Source organism: Rhodovulum sulfidophilum DSM 1374 (assembly GCF_001633165.1).
GTDB classification, from domain to species: domain Bacteria; phylum Pseudomonadota; class Alphaproteobacteria; order Rhodobacterales; family Rhodobacteraceae; genus Rhodovulum; species Rhodovulum sulfidophilum.
The window spans coordinates 4,053,171-4,070,450 of record NZ_CP015418.1 but is presented as its reverse complement, the minus strand read 5'-3'; the positions used below and the strand labels follow the sequence as shown (position 1 = coordinate 4,070,450).

The 17,280-nt window shown below is 69.9% G+C and carries 12 protein-coding genes; 8 read left to right on the top strand and 4 right to left on the bottom strand.

From position 1 onward, the window contains the following. The first annotated feature begins 412 nt into the window (after window positions 1-412). Window positions 413-703, top strand: coding sequence for a hypothetical protein (locus A6W98_RS18800; RefSeq protein ID WP_063491334.1), 291 nt, complete (start codon window positions 413-415; stop codon window positions 701-703). 45 nt (window positions 704-748) lie between these two features. On the opposite strand, the gene A6W98_RS18795 is transcribed toward A6W98_RS18800, so the two are convergent. Next, a complete protein-coding gene (locus A6W98_RS18795) occupies window positions 749-2,149 on the bottom strand; it encodes an ATP-binding protein (protein WP_081252003.1) in 1,401 nt (466 codons plus the stop codon). 780 nt (window positions 2,150-2,929) lie between these two features. Next, window positions 2,930-4,141: a lytic murein transglycosylase gene (locus A6W98_RS18790; RefSeq protein WP_042464248.1), complete on the bottom strand. Its 1,212-nt coding sequence runs from the start codon at window positions 4,139-4,141 to the stop codon at window positions 2,930-2,932. Between the two features lie 243 nt (window positions 4,142-4,384). Here A6W98_RS18790 and A6W98_RS18785 point away from each other — a divergent pair, with 243 nt between their 5' ends. The 7 genes from A6W98_RS18785 to A6W98_RS18760 all read left to right on the top strand — a co-directional run bounded on the left by A6W98_RS18785 (window position 4,385) and on the right by A6W98_RS18760 (window position 13,032). Continuing rightward, window positions 4,385-5,515, top strand: coding sequence for an extracellular solute-binding protein (locus A6W98_RS18785; RefSeq protein ID WP_042464246.1), 1,131 nt, complete (start codon window positions 4,385-4,387; stop codon window positions 5,513-5,515). 65 nt (window positions 5,516-5,580) lie between these two features. Further along, window positions 5,581-6,684 (top strand): ABC transporter ATP-binding protein, encoded by a 1,104-nt coding sequence (locus tag A6W98_RS18780; RefSeq protein WP_042464244.1) that lies wholly within the window; start codon window positions 5,581-5,583, stop codon window positions 6,682-6,684. Next, complete coding sequence (locus A6W98_RS18775; RefSeq protein ID WP_042464242.1) at window positions 6,671-7,699, top strand: ABC transporter permease; 1,029 nt, start codon at window positions 6,671-6,673, stop codon at window positions 7,697-7,699. Before A6W98_RS18780 ends, A6W98_RS18775 begins: the two co-directional genes overlap by 14 nt. Further along, window positions 7,696-8,496: an ABC transporter permease gene (locus A6W98_RS18770; RefSeq protein ID WP_042464240.1), complete on the top strand. Its 801-nt coding sequence runs from the start codon at window positions 7,696-7,698 to the stop codon at window positions 8,494-8,496. The genes A6W98_RS18775 and A6W98_RS18770 overlap by 4 nt, the downstream gene beginning before the upstream one ends. A gap of 70 nt (window positions 8,497-8,566) precedes the next feature. Then, window positions 8,567-8,743 (top strand): hypothetical protein, encoded by a 177-nt coding sequence (locus tag A6W98_RS21335; RefSeq protein ID WP_155734861.1) that lies wholly within the window; start codon window positions 8,567-8,569, stop codon window positions 8,741-8,743. A gap of 72 nt (window positions 8,744-8,815) precedes the next feature. Then, window positions 8,816-9,958, top strand: coding sequence for an exonuclease SbcCD subunit D (locus tag A6W98_RS18765; protein WP_042464238.1), 1,143 nt, complete (start codon window positions 8,816-8,818; stop codon window positions 9,956-9,958). Next, on the top strand, window positions 9,955-13,032 hold the full coding sequence (locus A6W98_RS18760; RefSeq protein WP_042464236.1) for an AAA family ATPase: 3,078 nt from the start codon (window positions 9,955-9,957) through the stop codon (window positions 13,030-13,032). The genes A6W98_RS18765 and A6W98_RS18760 overlap by 4 nt, the downstream gene beginning before the upstream one ends. A 24-nt stretch (window positions 13,033-13,056) precedes the next feature. Here the strand turns inward: A6W98_RS18760 and A6W98_RS18755 are convergent, their stop codons facing one another. Beyond that, window positions 13,057-14,640: a chemotaxis protein CheW gene (locus A6W98_RS18755; RefSeq protein ID WP_168161843.1), complete on the bottom strand. Its 1,584-nt coding sequence runs from the start codon at window positions 14,638-14,640 to the stop codon at window positions 13,057-13,059. After that, window positions 14,640-17,090: a PAS domain-containing methyl-accepting chemotaxis protein gene (locus A6W98_RS18750; RefSeq protein ID WP_042464233.1), complete on the bottom strand. Its 2,451-nt coding sequence runs from the start codon at window positions 17,088-17,090 to the stop codon at window positions 14,640-14,642. Before A6W98_RS18750 ends, A6W98_RS18755 begins: the two co-directional genes overlap by 1 nt. Window positions 17,091-17,280 lie beyond the last annotated feature (190 nt).

The window sequence follows — 17,280 nt, the reverse complement described above, 5'->3', positions numbered from 1 at the left end:
CGCCCGGATGCCGGGCGCTTCGACCTCGGGAAGAGAGCCCTTGCCCGACGGAGCCCACGACCCCGGCGCCCCGCCGAGGCGCGGTCATGGAGGTGATCATGCGGATGGCCCGTGCATTGTCCGGTCGCTGTCGCCCGGCCGCGCGACTTTGCCCCCGTCGAGCCCGTGCTCGGCCCGGTCGCGATGGCCAGATGGATCAGGTCGGTCATGTTGCCCGGGCCGAGCTTGCGCTTGATCTGCGAGCCGGTCTCGTCGGTGATGCAGAGCATCTCGGCGCGCGACCGCAGATCGTTGCCCCAGCCCGGTGGCTGCGCGGGTCCGCGGCTGCCGCAGGGGAGACCAAGACCGCGAGTTTGTGCCAAGGGTGGATCTTGCCCGTTCCAGCATCCGAACCGGTCCGAGCACCTCTTCTATGGGCAAAGTTCTGGGCGGGAAGCCGCACGGCCCCACCTCCAGCGCCTCGACCGCGAAGACGGTCTGTTCGTCCATGGTGAAGACCGGGGGCCGGGCCTCCGGCGCGCGGGCCAGTTACGGCACGATCATGGCAAGCCCGCCAGTCCCGGGGCAGGGCGAGGTCGCACAGGATCCGCCCGGGGGGGGGATGGCCGGTTTCGGCCACCCGGCAGGCAGCGCGGTCGGCGCGCGCCATGTGGATATTGTCATGGCCGAGCCTACGCAGAAGCTGCCCGAGGCCGATAGGTAACCGTTATGAGGCACCGGATGGCCGTCGGCGATCACGCCGCGGGCGTCATCCGGCTGGCTCCGGTTCGGATTGCGGCGAGGTGTTCCGTGTCAATGGCAGGATCGCCGAAAGCCGGGTGCCGCCGCCCGGGCGGCGCCCCAGTTCGAGCGTTCCGCCGAGCGCGCCCACTCGGTCGCGCATCGCCGTGAGCCCGCGGCCCTCGACCGCGCGGGCGGGCAGGCCAACGCCGTCATCCTCGACCGTGAGACACAGGATCTCGGCCTGCCCCGGCAGGTCCTGCGATTGCACCTCGACCCGAAGCCTGTCCGGCTTTCCGTGACGCAGGGCGTTGGTCACGCCCTCCTGCAGGACGCGATAGGCGGTCAGATCGACGATCGTCTCGGTCTCGGGCAGGTGTTCGGGCAGGTCGATCGTCCAGTCGAGATCGCCATGGGTGCTGCGGAAACCGTCGAGCATGTCGCCGAGCGCCTCGGCCAGCGGCAACTGGCTTGCCGTCATCGGGCGGAGCGTGGTCAGCAGGCGGGTATTGGCGGTCTGGATCTGGTCGACGATGGCACTCATGGTCGCGGCGTCGCGCTGCAATGCCGCATCGCCGGTCCGGGCCGCAGCGCGCTGGATGGCGCCGGCCCTGACCTTGAGGTCGAACAGGCCGGGGCCGAATTCGTCATGCAGTTCCATCGCGATGGTCCGGCGTTCGGCATCGCCGATCTCGACGATCTTGCGGGCAAGCGCGGCGCGGTCGGCCTCGCTGGTCGCGAGGCTGCGGGCGAGCGCGTTGAACCCGGCCACCAGCGGCCGGAAATCGGGGGTCGCCACCTGCGGAAGCCGGGTGGTCAGCGCCCCGCCGCGCAGCGCGCCGAGGCCATGGCGCAGCATGTCGAGCGGGGAGAGCGCGCGCCGGATCAGCAGGACCAGCAAGACCCCGGTCAGGCCGAAGCCCAGCCCGAGCGCCCAAAGCAGCGCCGCGGCATCCTCCCAGACCTCGTCGATCTCGTCCTGCGGCGCGGCGGTGATCGAGACGAAGCCGTAATCGGTGCCGTTGGCCAGCACCGACAGCCGGGTTTCGCGCTCGGCGGGCATCACCAGTTCCCGGAACCAGCCCGGCGCGCGGCGGCGCTGGGGGGCGGCGTCATGCGCCTGTCGGCTTTCGGCCCGTGCCACCGGCAGGGCGCCGGATCGCGCATCGGCCAGCGCGATGCGGACATGGCGCGGCTCGACCAGGGTTGCGGACAGCTCGGCCATCACCTGTTCGGGCGGGAGGTTGCGCAGCGCCGCGTTCATCGCCGCGATCACCTGCGCCCGGGCGCCGGCTTCGGCCGCCGCCATCTCGACATCGACCGCTTCCCGGGCCTTGTGGAAAAGCACCAAGGCCGCCAGCGCCAGCGCCGCCAGTTGCATCAGTCCCACGCAGAGAACGATCTGCCAGCTAAGGTGGAGCCTACGCATGATTCGATATCCTCCAGGTTGTGTGAAGGATAGCCCGACCCGGCCCTTGGGTCGATGGGGCAAAGGTCGGGGCGACCGGAGGACGGGCTTGCCGGATCTTTCCGGTCGGAAATGGACGGAATGGCGGATCCGGGCGTGCCGACCAGAAGGCCGAGGGCGGGGCGTTATCCCGGGACATGGTGCCTTCATGGCCGGCGCCGGAGAGGGCGCCCGTGTATCCGATCCCTGGCGTCTGGCATGGCCGTGGCGGTCTTTTTCCTGGCCTTGGCCGGGGAAGAACGCATTGACATCCTGCGGGTCGATTGCCCCGCTCTTATGCGAGTGTCGCGTCTGCCGTGTCACGCCTCGATCTGCCGTCGTCCGATCCGGGACTTGCGGGGGCCGAGCTTGCGCCGCGCGATGACAGCAGGACGGACGGGGTTCGGGGCCGAGCCACGATACGGAGGCGATGATGATGTGGCCCGAGATGGGCGGGACGCCTTCGGCAGGGGGCACGAGTGCGGCAGGCGGTTTTGCTGGTGTCGGCCCGCGTGCCCGCACCGGGTGCGGCGGTCTCTGATCAGGGTGTCGAGGCCAGCACCGCCTTGTGACCAGCGAGACGGGCAACACCGTCAGCCTGTGGACGACCCGTTCGGCGCCGAACGCCATTAGATGATGACCCTTAGATGATGACTGACCGATATCGAGCGGAATGTCGGCCTGGAGATCACCGAGCGCCGCAGGGCTTGGCAGCACGCGTTCGACGTGGTTCGGCGCGCCCGGCCCTGCGACCGGGCGTCATCATGTCCGGCCGAGCCTTGTCAGAAGCGCGCGCGAGGGCCGCCCGGTGACCGTCAGCCCGTTCCGCGCCTGATAGCGCCGGATCGCCTCTTCGGTCTTCGGGCCGATCACCCCGTCTGCCCCCTCGGTATCGTAGCCCGCCGCGGTCAGGCGCCGCTGCAGCGCCTTGCGGTCGTCCAGCGTCATGCCGGCTGCATCGGGCGGGAAGGCCTTCGAAAGCGGCGGCCCGCCTGCCAGCCGGTCGGACAGATGGCCGATGCCGATGCCGTAATTGACGGCGTTGTTGTAGCGCAGGATCACCTCGAAATTCGAAAAAAGCGCAAAGGCGGGACCCTGCCTGCCTGCCGGGGCCAAGATTGCCGTGGCGCCCGCGCGGGGCAGCGGACGGCCATCGGGGCGTGTCACGCCCAGGGCCGACCAGTCGGCCGCGTCCTGCCTGCGTTTGCGCCCGGTCCGGGCAAGGTCGAGCGTGTCGGGCAGGCGCACCTCCATCCCCCAGGGCAGGCCGGGCTGCCAGCCCGAGCGCTGCAGATAGGCCGCCGTCGAGGCCAGCGCGTCGGTCGGGTCGTCGGACCAGATGTCGCGCCGCCCGTCGCCGTCGAAATCGACCGCATAGGCCAGATAGGAGGTCGGGATGAACTGGGTATGGCCCATCGCGCCGGCCCAGCTTCCGGTCATCCGGGCGGGGGTGATGTCGCCCCGGTCGAGGATCTTCAGCGCCGCGATCAGCTGGCCCTCGAAGAACCGGCCGCGGCGGCCGTCATAGGCCAGCGTCGCCAGCGCCGAGACCACCGGAATGTCGCCCCGGCGCGCGCCATACCGGCTTTCCAGCCCCCAGATCGCGGCCACGACCGGCGCCGCGACACCGTAGCGGGCCTCGATCCCGGAAAAGCGCCGGGCATGGCGGGCCAGCATCGCCCGGCCGGTCGCGACCCGGTCGTCCGAGGCGGCGATGGCCAGATAATCCTCGAGGCTGCGGGTGAATTCGGTCTGGTTGCGGTCCTTCTCGATCACCTGCGGAAGATAGCCCGCGCGCCCGAGCGCCCGGTCGAGCGTGGCGGGGGTGATGCCCGCGGCTGCCGCGCGCGGCCGGAAGCTGCGGCGCCAGGCCTCGAAGCCGGGATTGGCGACCGGCCGGGGCGCCCCCATGTTGCAGGCCGAAACGGCCGAGGCGACAAGACCCATCAGAAGCGGGCGTCTTGCGATGGTCATGGTCCGGGCCTCCCTTTCCGCGCGTTCCGTGATGGGGTCTGGATAGCGGGCCCCGGGCGCCGCGCCTAGGGCGGCCCGGACCGTTCCGCTCGGCCGGGCGGGACCCCGCCGAAGGGCGGGTGCCCTGGCAGGGCGGCGCCGTTGACGCAAATGGCATATGGCTGTCACATGGAGGGTGTAACGGCGTCGCAAACGGCCGCCGATCCTGCGGTCGGTTCTCTTCGATCTGTCAGGAGATACGAGATGACAAAGACGGTTCCCTCCCTTTCCCGCCGTGCCGTGCTGGCGACCGGCGCCGCCACGCTGGCCGCACCTCTGATCGCGCGCCGGGCGCTGGCCTCGTCGGGCGAGGTCAATGTCTTCGCCTGGGGTGACTATTTCCGGACCGGCGAGATCCTCGAAGCCTTCACCAGTGAGACCGGCATCAAGGTCAATGTCTCGACCTATGGTTCGAACGAGGAGGCGACCTCGAAGCTGCGCAGCTCGGGCGGCAAGGGGTTCGACATCCTGTTCCCCTCGGTCGACACCCGGCCCGATTACGACGATGGCAACCTCCTGGCCGAGATCGACGAGACCAGGCTCAAGGTCGAGCGGGTCCAGCCCTCGCTCTGGCGGTCCTCGCTGCAACTGGGGGCCGCGCATCGCGGCAAGCGCTATCTGGTGCCCTTCGACTGGGGCACCGAGGGCATCACCTGGGATGCGAGCGTCCATGATATCGCCCCGGACGCGCTGTCCTATGGTCATCTCTGGGCCGATGGGCTCGACCGTCAGGTCGCGCTGCGGCAGAAATCGGTGCTGACCAGCCTTGCGATCTATCTCGACGCCATCGGCGAGGTGCCCTCGAACCGGGCGATGGACATCTACAGCTCGGAAGCGGAAAACCGTCGCGTCTTCGATGCCTGCATCGCCTTCGTGAAGAAGCACCGCGGCAATATCGGCGCGTTCTGGAACAATGCGACCGAGGCCACCGGGGCCTTTACCGATGGCGGCTGCAGCATCGGCCAGACCTGGGACACCACCGGCATCAGGCTGCATACCGATACCGATCCGAAATGGCGCTATGGCGCGCCGAAGGAGGGCGCGCTGGCCTGGATGGACACCGCCGCCATTCCCTCGGGGGCCGAGAATGTCGATCAGGCCTATGAATTCCTCAACTTCCTGCTGACGCCCGAGATCGGCGGCATGTTCTCGAATGCCACCGGCTACAACTCGGCCGCCGTGGGCGCGGCCGATCACATGACCGAGGCCAAGAAGGCGGCCTTCAACTTCGCCTATCAGGGCGATGCCATCGACAATCTCTGGTGGTGGCCGATGTTCACGCCCTGGATCTCGCCGCTGCGCGAGGAATATACCGAGAAGCTGACCAACGCCTGACCGGCATGCCTGACGCGCGGGGGGCCGGGCCTCCCGCGCCTGCCTTTTTTCCGGACCCGCCCGCCATGACCCCAGCCTCCCGCGGAATGGATATCGCGCTTGCCGGTGCCGCGGTGCGCTTCGGCAGCTTCCAGGCCGTACACCCCACCGACCTGGCCATCGAGGCGGGCGCGTTCTTCTCGATCCTCGGGCCTTCGGGCTGCGGCAAGACCACGATCCTGCGGCTTTTGTCGGGCTTTCTCGACCCGTCCGAGGGCGAGGTCCGGATCGGCGGGCGGCCGATGGCCGGGATCGGCCCGTCAGAGCGGCCGACCGCGCTGATCTTCCAGAACCTCGCCCTGTTCCCGCTGATGAGCGTCTGGGAGAACGTGGCCTTCGGGCTCGAGATGCGGGGCTGGGCCAGGCGCCGCCGCCGTGACCGCGCCTTCGAGCTGCTGGACATGGTCGCGCTGGGCGGGCAGGGCGACAAGCTGCCCTCCGAGCTGTCGGGCGGGCAGCGCCAGAGGGTGGCCATCGCCCGCGCGCTGGCGGTGGAACCGGCGGTGCTGCTGCTGGACGAGCCGCTATCCGCGCTCGATCTCAAGCTGCGCCAGCACATGCGGGCCGAGCTCAAGCAGCTGCAGGTCGCGACCGGCATCACCTTCGTCTACATCACCCATGATCAGGGCGAGGCGCTGACCATGTCCGATCGGGTCGCGGTGATGAACCGGGGCCGGATCGTGCAGGTCGGCAGCGCCGACGACATCTACGACCGCCCCGCGAGCGCCTTCGTTGCCACCTTCGTCGGCGAGATGAACCGGCTGCCGGGCCGGATCGAACAGGCCGGGGGCGCAACCGCCCGGATCGCCACCGCGGGCGGCAGTTTCCTGGCGCAGAACCCGGGCGGGCTTGGCATGGGCGAGGAGGCGGTGCTGTTCCTGCGGCCCGAGCGCATCCATCTGCTGGGCCCGGGCGAGACCGCCGCCAATTCGCTCGGGGGCCGTCTGGCGCGCCGTGACATGGAGGGGGCCTTCTCGACCCTGATCGTCGAGACCCCGGCCGGGGCCCTGACCGTGCAGCGGGTCAATGCAGGTGCCGGAGGCCTGCCCGAGGGGCCGCTTCGTCTCGGGTTCTCCGAGGCTGCGGGCGTGATCCTGCCCGAAGGCGAGACGGCCGATGACGCGGCTTAGGCGCAGCTTCGGCGCGCCGCTGGCCATGCTGCTGGTGGTGCTGGCCGGGACCTGGATCCTAGGGCTGATCGCCGCGCCGCAGGCGATCATGATAGAACGCTCGCTCTGGAAGATGGAGCGTCCTGCCGGCGCGGCCGAGATCTCGGTCGAGATCGACCGGCTCTACAACCGCCTCGACGTGCTGGCGCTGGACCGCGCCGCAGCCGATGGCCCTGGGCGGTTGGCCGCGATCGATGCCGAGCGCGCCGCGCTTTCGGCCCGGATCGCCGCGCTGGAAGAGCAGGAAAGCACCCCGGTCCGGACCTGGACCCTGTCGAATTACGCGCAGATGGGGCGGGCGCATCTGTGGATCTTCGCCAAGACGATCCTGGCCGCGCTGTCGGTGACCGCCATCGCCTTCGCGGTCTGCTATCCGATCGCCTTCGCCATCGCCAAGCTCGAGCCGCCGCGCCGGGCCGCGCTGATCATGCTGGCGCTTGTCATCCCCTATGCCATCAACGAGCTGCTCAGGGTCTTCGCCTGGCAGATGATCCTGAACTATGGCGGACCGCTCAACGCGCTGCTGGGGCTTGCGGGCATCGGCCCGGTGCCCTTTCTCGAAAGCGGCGCCGGCGTCTTCGTGGCGATGGTCTATGCCTATATCCTGTTCATGGTCTTCCCGCTTTATAACGTGCTGGAAACGCTGGACATGAACCAGATCGAGGCCGCCCGCGATCTCGGCGCGAAGAGCTGGCAGATCCACCGCCGGATCGTGCTGCCCCATGCCCGGCCCGGCATCGCGGTCGGCTGCATCATGACCTTCATGCTGTCGGCCGGGTCCTATTCGGTGCCCTATATCATGACCCGGGGCACCGCTCCGCCCTGGTTCGCGCAGCTCGTCTACAACCGCTTCTTCCAGGCGTCGGAATGGAACACCGGCGCGGCCTATGCGGTCAGCCTGCTCGCGGTCTGCACCGGCTTCGTCTTCCTGATGATGCGGCTTCTGAAGGTCCGGCTGAGGGATATCGCGAAATGACCCGGCAGGGCAGCGGCCTCGTTCTGCGGCTTTATATGGGCCTGTTCTTCCTCTACATGTTCCTGCCGCTCGCGATCATGGTGGCGGCGGGCTTCAACGATTATTCGCCGCCCTCGGTCACGGTCTGGAAGGGGGTCACCCTGCGCTGGTTCGCCGAGCTCTGGCAGGATCAACGGATGTGGTCGGGGCTGATGAACTCGCTCCTGATCGCGGGCGCGGTGATCGGGCTGGCCATTCCGATGGGACTGGCCGGGGCGCTGCTGCTGGGGCGGCTCGGCGGCCGGGCGGCGGGGCTTCTCTATACCGCCATGGTCTCGCCGCTGCTGACGCCCGGCATCATCCTCGGGATCTCGACGGCGATCTTCTGGAACGGGCTTGGCGTCGCCGCCGGGCTGTTCACCGCGATCCTCGCCCAGACCACCTTCATCGCCTCCTATACCATGCTGATGTTCATGGCACGGCTGCAGCGCCAGGACGCGGCCCTCGAGGAGGCCGCGCTCGATCTCGGCGCGACGCCGTTCCAGGCCTTCCGCCGGATCACCCTGCCGTTCCTGAAGCCCACGATCCTGACCGCCGCCGTCATCGCCTTCCTGCAGAGCTTCGAGAATTACAACACCACCATGTTCTCGATCGGCGGCCGGCATACGCTGGTGACCGAGATCGGTTCGCGGATGCGCTTCGGCCTCTCGCCCGCGGTCAATGCGCTGGGCATTCTCTTCATCCTCGCCACCATCGCCTTCGCGCTGGCCTGGGGCGCGCTGAAAGAGCGCGAGCGCCGCGCGGCGGCCAGGCTCTGAGACCCCCTTGCCTCCGGTCGGGGTTCCGGTCCATCTCTGGCCCAGGGCAACAGGGCCGGAAGGAGCGGGCATGAAACCAGTGGCCAGCCGCGAGGCGATCGACGGGGTGCAGCAGATGCACCGGGCGCTGCACATGGCGCTGGACGCGCTTGAAAACCGCAATGAGCCCGAGCGTGCCGCCGAGATCCTGCGCCAGATCGATGTCGCCATGGTCGACTGGATCGAGGCCGCGCGCTTCATGCGCTGAGGCGGACCGGCTTGACCGGGCTTCGCCGCAGCTTCTAGACTTCGCCTCGGACTGGCGGAAGGGACTTCCGGCATGCGTTTTCTCCATACCGCCGACCTGCATCTCGGGCGCCAGTTCAACGGCCTCTCGCTGGAGGCCGACCATGCCGCCATTCTCGACCAGATCGCGGCGGCGGCCCTGGCCCATGAGGTCGATGCGCTGGTGATCGCGGGCGATGTCTTCGACCGCGCGGCCCCGCCCGCCAGCGCCGTGCGCCAGTTCAACGCCTTCCTCAGCCGGATCCGGGCCGAGACCGGCGCGGCGGTGGTGATGATCGCGGGGAACCACGATTCCGGCGACCGGATCGAGGCGATGTCGGTTATGACCGACACCGCCCGGGCGCTGATCCGGGGTACGGTCGCGGCTGAGGAACCGCCGCTGATCCTTGGCGATGCCGCGGGTCCGGTCGCGTTTTCGGCGCTGCCCTTTGCCTGGGAATATGCCGCGCGCGAAGCGTTCGGCGACGAGACCCTCACCTCGCCCGAGGACGTGCTGCGCGCCCAGATCGGCGCCGCCCGGGCGGCCCTGCCCGAGGGCGCGCGCTGGGTCGTCGTCGCCCATGGCACCGTCGCGGGCGCCAGTGTCAGCGAGGCCGAGCGGCCGCTGGCCCGGATCGGCGGGGTCGAGACGGTCGGGGCCGAGCTGTTCGACGGCGCCCATTATGTCGCGCTCGGCCATCTGCACCGCCCGCAATCGGCGGGGCGGCCCGAGATCCGCTATGCGGGCGCGCCGCTCGCTTTCGGCTTCGACGAGGCGGGCGAGGAGAAATCCATGAGCCTGGTCGAGATCGACGGCGCCGGAGAGGTGCGGATCGCGCCGATCCCGTTCCGGCCGATCCGGGGCGTGCGGGTGGTCGAGGGGCGCCATGAAGACCTGCTGCGGCTGCCGCCTTCGGAGGATTTTCTGCGCGCTGTCCTGACCGACGAGGCGCCGGTGATCGACGCCATGCGGCGGCTGCGCGCGGTGTTCCCCAATGCCTGCGACCTTTGCTATGCGCGCGAGGCGCGGGCGCCCGAGCTCAAGGCGCTGGGCCCGGTGCCGCGCGGGCTCGACGATCCGATGGCGGTGATCGGCGGGTTCCTGGATCAGGTGCGCGGCGAGCGGGCCGATGCCGAGGAACTGGCCGCGATTGCCGCGACCCTCGACGGGCTGCGCGGCGGCGAGGAGGGGGCATGAGGCCTGTCCGGCTGACCTTGCAGGCCTTCGGCCCGTTTCCCGGCCGCGAGGTGGTCGATTTCCGCGCCGCGGTGGCGGCGGGGCTGTTCGGGATCTACGGCCGGACCGGCTCGGGCAAGTCGACGATCTTCAGCGCGATGACCTTCGCGCTGTTCGGCGAGGCCGCGCGGGCCGAGCAGGACGCGCCCTCGCTCCGTGCCGATCATGCCGATCCGGACATGCCGACCGAGGTCGAGTTCGTGTTCGATCTGGGCGAGCGGCGCTATGTGCTCTTGCGCCGTCCCGATCAGTCGCGGCCCAAGACCCGCGGCAGCGGCGAGACCCGCGACCCGCATGAGGCCTATCTTTTCGACGCGACCGGGCTGCCGCTCGACCGGATCGGGGCCGAGGGGCGCGGCAAGATCCTGGCCGAAAAGAAGGTGGGCGCGGTCTCGGCGGCGGTCACAGAGCTTCTGGGCTATGGGTCGCACCAGTTCCGTCAGATCGTGCTGCTGCCGCAGGGTCGGTTCGAGACCTTCCTGGCCGCACGCACCCGCGAGCGGCTCGAGATCCTGCGCGAGCTTTTCGATGTCTCGATCTACCGCCGCCTCGCCGCGATGATGAAGACCGAGGCCGAGATGCTGGAACGGACCCTGCGCGAGGCGCGTGCGGTCTGCGAGGGACGGCTTGCGGCCGAGGGTTTCGAGGGGATGGAGGCGCTCGAGACCGGTCTTGCCGGGGCCGAGGCGCGGCTGGCCGAGGCCCGGACCGCCGAGACGGCGGCAACGCGCGAGGCGGTGGCGTCCCGTGCGGAGCTGAGCGCGGCAGAACAGACCGAGGCGCGGTTTCTGGCGGCGGCGGCGGCAGACCAGGCGCTGGCCGGGATCCGCGAGGCCGGGCCCGCGATGGCCGAGCTGGCCGCGCAGGTCCGCCGGGCCGATCGCGCGCGGCTGCTGCTCGATCTCGAGGCGCAGGTTGTCGAGGCCGCGCGCGAGGCCGAGTCGGCGTCCGAACGGATGGATGCGGCCGAGGCGCGTCTTGAAACCGTCAAGACCGCCGCGACGCGCGCGGCGGCGCGGCAGGAGGCCGAGACGGCGCGCGGGCCCGAAACCGAGGCGCTGCGCCGCGAGGTCGAGACGCTGAAGCGTCATGCCCAGACGCTTGTGGCGGCGGCCGAGCTGCGGCAGCGCGCGGAAGAGGCGCAGGCCGGGGCCGAGGCGGCACGGGCCGAGCATTCCGCCGCGCAGGGGGCGCTGGCTCAGCGCATGGCGCAGCGCGGCAAGGCGGCCGAGGCGGTGCAGGCGGCACGGCAGACATCGGCCAATCGCGCGCTGCTGTCCGCCCGGCTGCAGGCGCTCGAAACCGAGATGAAGGCCGTGCTGAGCGTCGAGGCCGCGACCCGCGACGTCAGTGAGACCACCGAGGCCGTTGCCCGGCTGGTTCGGGCCCAGGAACACGCCGCGCGCCGGAGTCGCGCCGCGCATGCCGAGATGGAGGCGGCCGAACGTCGTCTGGCGCGGAGCCAGGCCTTGCATCTGGCGGCCGGTCTGCAACCGGGCGCTCCCTGTCCGGTTTGCGGCGCGACCGACCATCCGGCGCCTGCCGCCGGGGCGGGCGAGGCCTCGGCGTCCGAGGCGGCGTTGCGGACGGCGCGGGCGGCATGGGAAGAGGCCGACCGGGCGCAGCGCGAGGCTGATCGGGCGCTTGCTTCGGAACGCGGTGTGCTGGCTGGCCGTCAGGAACGGCTGGCCGGGCTTGACCGGCCCGCAACCGACACGGCGACGCTCAAGACCCGGATCCAAGCCAACCATGAGGCTCTGGCCGCGCTCGGGGCGGAGACCGAGATTGCCGTTGCAGAGGGCCTGCTTGCCCGGCTCGACGCGGCGGTCAGGGCAGCCGAAGACACGCGCGAGCGCTGTCGCGAGGTCATTGCCGAACGCGAGGCGGAGGCGCTGCGCGAAGCCGCGCGGATCGAGGCGATGCTGGCGCCGGTGCCCGAAGCATTGCGCTCGGAGACCGCGCTGACGGCGGCGCTGTCCGCCCGGCAGGCGGTGCTCGAGGCCCGCGATGCGGCGCGGCAGGGCGCGATGAAGACCGCCACCGAGGCCCGCGAGGCGGCATTGGCCGCGCGCGCTGGCCATGAGGCGGCGGTGCGGGCGATGGCCGAGGCGCGCGCCCGGCACGAGGGCGCCCGGCAGGCCTTTGCCAGGCGACTGGGCGAGACCGGGCTTTCCGCCGACGATCTGGCGGCGCTGAAACCCGCCATCGCCCGGCTGGAGGAGGACCGGGCCGCGGTCGAGGCGCATGGTCGCGCGCTGGCGGTGGCGGAAGAACGCGCTCGGGCCACGGCCGAGGCGGTCGAGGGGCGGACGCGGCCCGATCTGCCGGAACTGCGTGAGGTGCTGGCCGCAGCCGAGGTCCGGCATGCGGAGGCGACCGAGCGGCGCGCCGCGGCGGCGCATGCGTCGGACCATCTGGCGTCGCTTCGCGACGACCTGGCCGGAACGCTGCAGCGGCTCGAGGCCGAGGAGGCTGCCTCAGCGCCGCTGCGCCGCCTGTCGGCGCTTTTCGACGGGCGCAATCCCCAGGGGCTCGACCTCGAGACCTATGCCATCGGCGCGATGTTCGACCGGGTGTTGGCGGCGGCGAACCGGCGGCTCGGACCGATGAGCGGCGGGCGCTACCGGCTGGAGCGCGAGGCCGAAGGGGGCGGAGGACGCGGACGGCGCGGGTTGGGGTTGCAGGTCTTCGATCTGTTCACCGGCAAGGCGCGGCCGACGGCGACGCTGTCGGGCGGCGAGACCTTCATCGCCGCGCTTGCCCTGGCGCTGGGGCTTGCGGATGCGGTGGAGAGTGCCAGCGGCAAGGTGCGGCTCGACACGATTTTCATCGATGAAGGCTTCGGCAGTCTCGACACCGAAGACGGCGCCGGGACGCTCGACCGGGTGCTGCAGGCGCTGGGGGCGCTGGTCGGACATGCCCGGGCAGTCGGGCTGATCTCGCATGTGCCGCTGGTTCAGGAGGCGATCCCGAACGGGTTCTATGTGCACAAGGAGCCGGCCGGCAGCCGGATCGAGACCCGTGGTCCGGTCTGAGGGCGGCTGCGGGGCCTGCCTTGCTCAGGCATAGATGTTGTGGTCGTGGAAGCGTTCGGCGATATCGGCGGCAAGGCGGCAGATGTCCAGACAGGGCAGTAGCCGGGGGGCCGTACCGCGGCCGAGGCTGACCATCTCTTCGCGAAACGGCGCGGGGGCGGTGTTGAGCGCGCGCCAGTTTGCAGGCTCGATGCCATCGACCGAGGACACCTGAAAGCCAATTCTGCGCTCGACGGGGCCGACCAGCAAAATCCGGCGAGGCTGGCCCTTGCGCGGCGGGGCTTCGCCCAGAAACCGGGACAGGCAGACCAGCGTCGTTGCCCGGCCGCCGACCGAGAAGAAGCCGAGCACACCGGGGACCGGGTGCATCATCGGCGTGATGGCGGAGGGCGGTTCGATGATGCGTATGACCGCTTCGATCGGCGCGGCATGGGCGATCCCTGCCTGGAAGGTCAGGTAGCGGCGTCGGTCGCGGATCAGCGAGTCGGGCGAGAGGGTGGGTGCCTCGCCCGCATCGGGATCGGAGGGGGCGCCGGGTGCGGAGGCCGGGATGGTGTCCGTCACCGGCTCCGCGCCGATGCCCGAGGGGCGGGCCGGCATTGCGGCGGCGGCCGGTCGCGCCGGGGCGGAGGTATGCGCGGCAGGCTTTGGGCTGACCGGGGCCGACATTTCGGCGATGGCTTGCAGCCCCTTCATCTCGCGCAGCCGCTCGACCCCGATCACATAGGTCTGTGCCCCATCCTCCGCGATGGCCAGTGAGGCGATGGCGCCCGCGCCGCTGCCAAGAAGCGCGGGCGGCGGCTGCATGTCGTCGGTACGGAAGGTCGCGATCCGGCTGATCACGTCGACCGCGAGCCCGATCAGCCGGTCGTCGCCAAAGCCGAAGACCACGATTTCCGGGTCGGGCCGTTCGCGTGTGCCGCCGAGCCCCAGAAGGCCGGTTGCGTCGAGCACGGGGACACGCAACCCGTTGACGGTGACCGACCCGAGGCAGTCGCCTCCGGTCAGCGCATTCCGTTCGACGGTCTGGCGCGGCAGCGTACGGTAGACCTCGACCGCAGGGGCGGCAAAGGTGGCGCCGCCCGCGCGAAATGTCAGATATGCCCGGCCCTCTCCGCCCGACCCGTTGCGGGGCCGCTCGTCGCGGCGAAACCGGGCGGCAACGGGCAGCCCGCCCAGAGCGAACAGCGCGGCCGGGTCGACCGCGTTCACCAGTTGTCCGTCGTGAAAGAAGCCGCCGACGAAGAACGGCGTCTCGGCGCCGCCGGCGGCAAGCGGCTGGACCGCGGTGTCCGGCAGCCTGGCCAGACCGGAGATCGTGTTCACCGCAAGTGCCAGCACGCGGTCGCCCTGGTTCAGGATCGCGGCGATCCCGGGGGGGGCGCCGGTCGGGGCGATGCCCGAGACGCTGCGCGGATCGACCACCGGGATGATATGGCCGCGCAGCCGGATCGCGCCCATCAGTGCGGGATGTGCGACCAGAAGCGGCGAGAGCGCGTCGATCGGAGCGACTTCTGAGAGATGTTCGATGTCGATGCCGATCACCCCGCCATCCACCTCCATCAGGGCATAGGTCGCTTCGCGGCGGGTTTCGGATGCGGTTTGCATCATTGTCCGTCGGGCCCGGCCGCCTGGCCGAGCTCTTCTGCAAGGCGCGCCAGTGTCGCGGCCGCGGCTTCGCCCACCCCGGCATGAGCGACCACCTGGGTCAGACCGCCGATGGCCTCTTCGGCCATGCTGCCGATGGCGCGGATCCGTTCGATCGTCTGTTCGGTGCCATCGGCCGATCGCAGGATGCTGTCATTCGCCCGTTCGATATGGCGTGATATCTCGCGTGCGGCTTCGCCATTGCGTTCGGCAAGTTTGCGCACCTCGTCGGCGACGATGGAAAAGCCCGCGCCATGCTCGCCCGCGCGGGCCGCCTCGATGGCGGCGTTGAAGGCCAGCAGGTTCGTCTGAACCGCGATGTCTCCGACCAGATCGACGATTTCCGTGACTTTGTCGGCGGCCTCCCGGGCGGTGCGCATTTCGCTGAGCGCGCCGTCGAGCAGGCGGTCGCCGTTGCGGGCGCTGTCCTGCAGCTTCTCGTTGGTGCGGGCCAGCAGGTCGGCATCGCCGCGCAGCATGTCATTGACCTCGTGCAGGCTGCCAAGCTCGGCGGTCAAGGCCTGTGCCCGGGCGGCGGTTGCGCGTTCCAGCTCGACCTGGGACGAGATGTCATAGCCGCACATCACCACACGGTCGACCTCGCCGCGGAAATCGGTCAGGGGCGTGTAATGGGCCAGCATGAAGAGATCGCGGTCGAACCGGGCGACATGGCGGTAGCGGCCGGATTGCGCCTCGCCCTTGCGCAGCGCCATCCAGAAGTCGGTATAGGCGGGCGACCGGATGTCGTCGCCATGGCAGAACGAGCTGTGCGATTGTCCGCGGACCTCGCGCAGCGAATGGCCGACGAGCCGCAGGAAGCCCTCATTGGCCTGCAGGATCTTGCCATCGGGGTCGAATTCGACCACTGCCTGATGGTTCAGCGCCGCCTGCCACTTGCCGTCGAGATCAAGCATCAGGCGCTTTGTATCGGTGATGTCGACCGCGATCTGGATGATCCGGTCGGAGTGGCCCTCGGGATCTGCGACGGGGTGGTAGACGGTGTGAAGCCAGACCTCGCGGCCGTCGGCATCGACCCACATGATTTCACCCGAGAAGCCGCCATTGTCGCGAAGATCCTCCCAGAAACGGGCCTCGGTGCCGTCCTTGTCGCGACCTTTTTCAAGAAACAGACCGTGGCTGCTGCCGCGGATATCCTCGATGCGGTGTCCCATGCGGTCGAGCAGCATGCCGTTCGCAGAGAGGATCCGTCCGGCGCTATCGTATTCGGCCACCATCATTGCACGGTCGAGTGCGTCGAGCCTGCCTTCGGCCGCGGTCTCGGCCTTGCGGGCCTCGGTCATGTCATGGCCGACGAACAGCACCGACTGCACCTCGCCCGTCTCGGCGGCGGCCTGCGGCATGTAGCAGGACGACAGCCACACTATGCGCCCATCGGGGCCCTCATGGCGGAAGAGACCCGAGACCGGCTCGCCGCGGGACAGGCGGTTCCAGAAGTCGTCATAGCGGCGCGACCCCGTAAATTCGGCGGGCATCAGGGTCTTGTGGCTTGCGCTGTCGAGATCGGCCCGTGCCAGCCCGAGCAGCTTGCAGAACCCTCCGCTGGCCTCGAGGATCGTGCCGTCGGTACGGAATTCGGCGATGGCGAGGCGGCTGTCGAGCGCGGCGTGCCGCGCCCGCATCCGGTCGAGATCGCGCCTTTCCCTGGTGATGTCCGTGGCGATTTCCTGTGCGCCGGCGAATCCGCCCTCGGCATCGGTGAGCGGCAGAAGATGCGATCGGGTCCAGACGGTGCCGTGGCCGCTGTGGCGATGCGGGATGTCGAGGACCGTGCGTTCGCCGCGGAGCAGTCCGGCCCAGGCCTCGGCCCAGGCTGTTCCGCGGCCGAACTCGGCATCGACCTGGCGGCGCATGTGCTGGCCGATCAGGTCTTCGGACGTCTGTCCCAATAGCGTGCACATCGGTGCCGAAACCTGCTGGATGTGGCCCTCGGCATCGTAGCGGAGGCTGGCGAGGGCGCTGTCGACCTCGGCAGGGGCCTTCTGGGTCGCGGGCGGGGCAGAGCAGGCGGGTTCGCCCACCACCGACAGCCGCAGGCTGCCATCGGCGCAGACCGAGACGACGCTGCGCATCTGCATCGGATGCGAACTGCCCGACCGGCTGGCGGTGAAGCTGCCGGACCAGACCGGGCCGGTTCCGGCGGCGGCGCGATTCCAGAGATCGTCGGAGGTCTGGCCGGGCGACGCGATCAGACTGTCGAAATCATGCACTCCGAGCGCATCCTCGGACAGTTCCAGCAGGAAGATCGTCGGTTCGCTGGCGGAAACCAGGCTTCTGGTTTCCATGTCGAAGCTCAGAACATGGGCCTCGTCGAGGATCTGCGCCCCGAGAGCCTGGGCAAGGGCGGTTTCGAAATCTGCAGTGTCTTGCGAGGCTTCTGCGTTCGAGGTCATCTCTGGTCCTTCGCGATGCGAGGCGCCCGCGACGGTTCTGCTTCGGGGCCGACATCGACCCTCTTAGTACGCGACACTTAAGACGAGGTTTCCGAAATTGTCCGCCGCCCGGCGGAAGCGATCCGCGCCGTCAGGGAAGGGGCTGACCGCAGCCGCGTCGATGGCGCGGCGCTCCGAAGGCGCGGCCTGC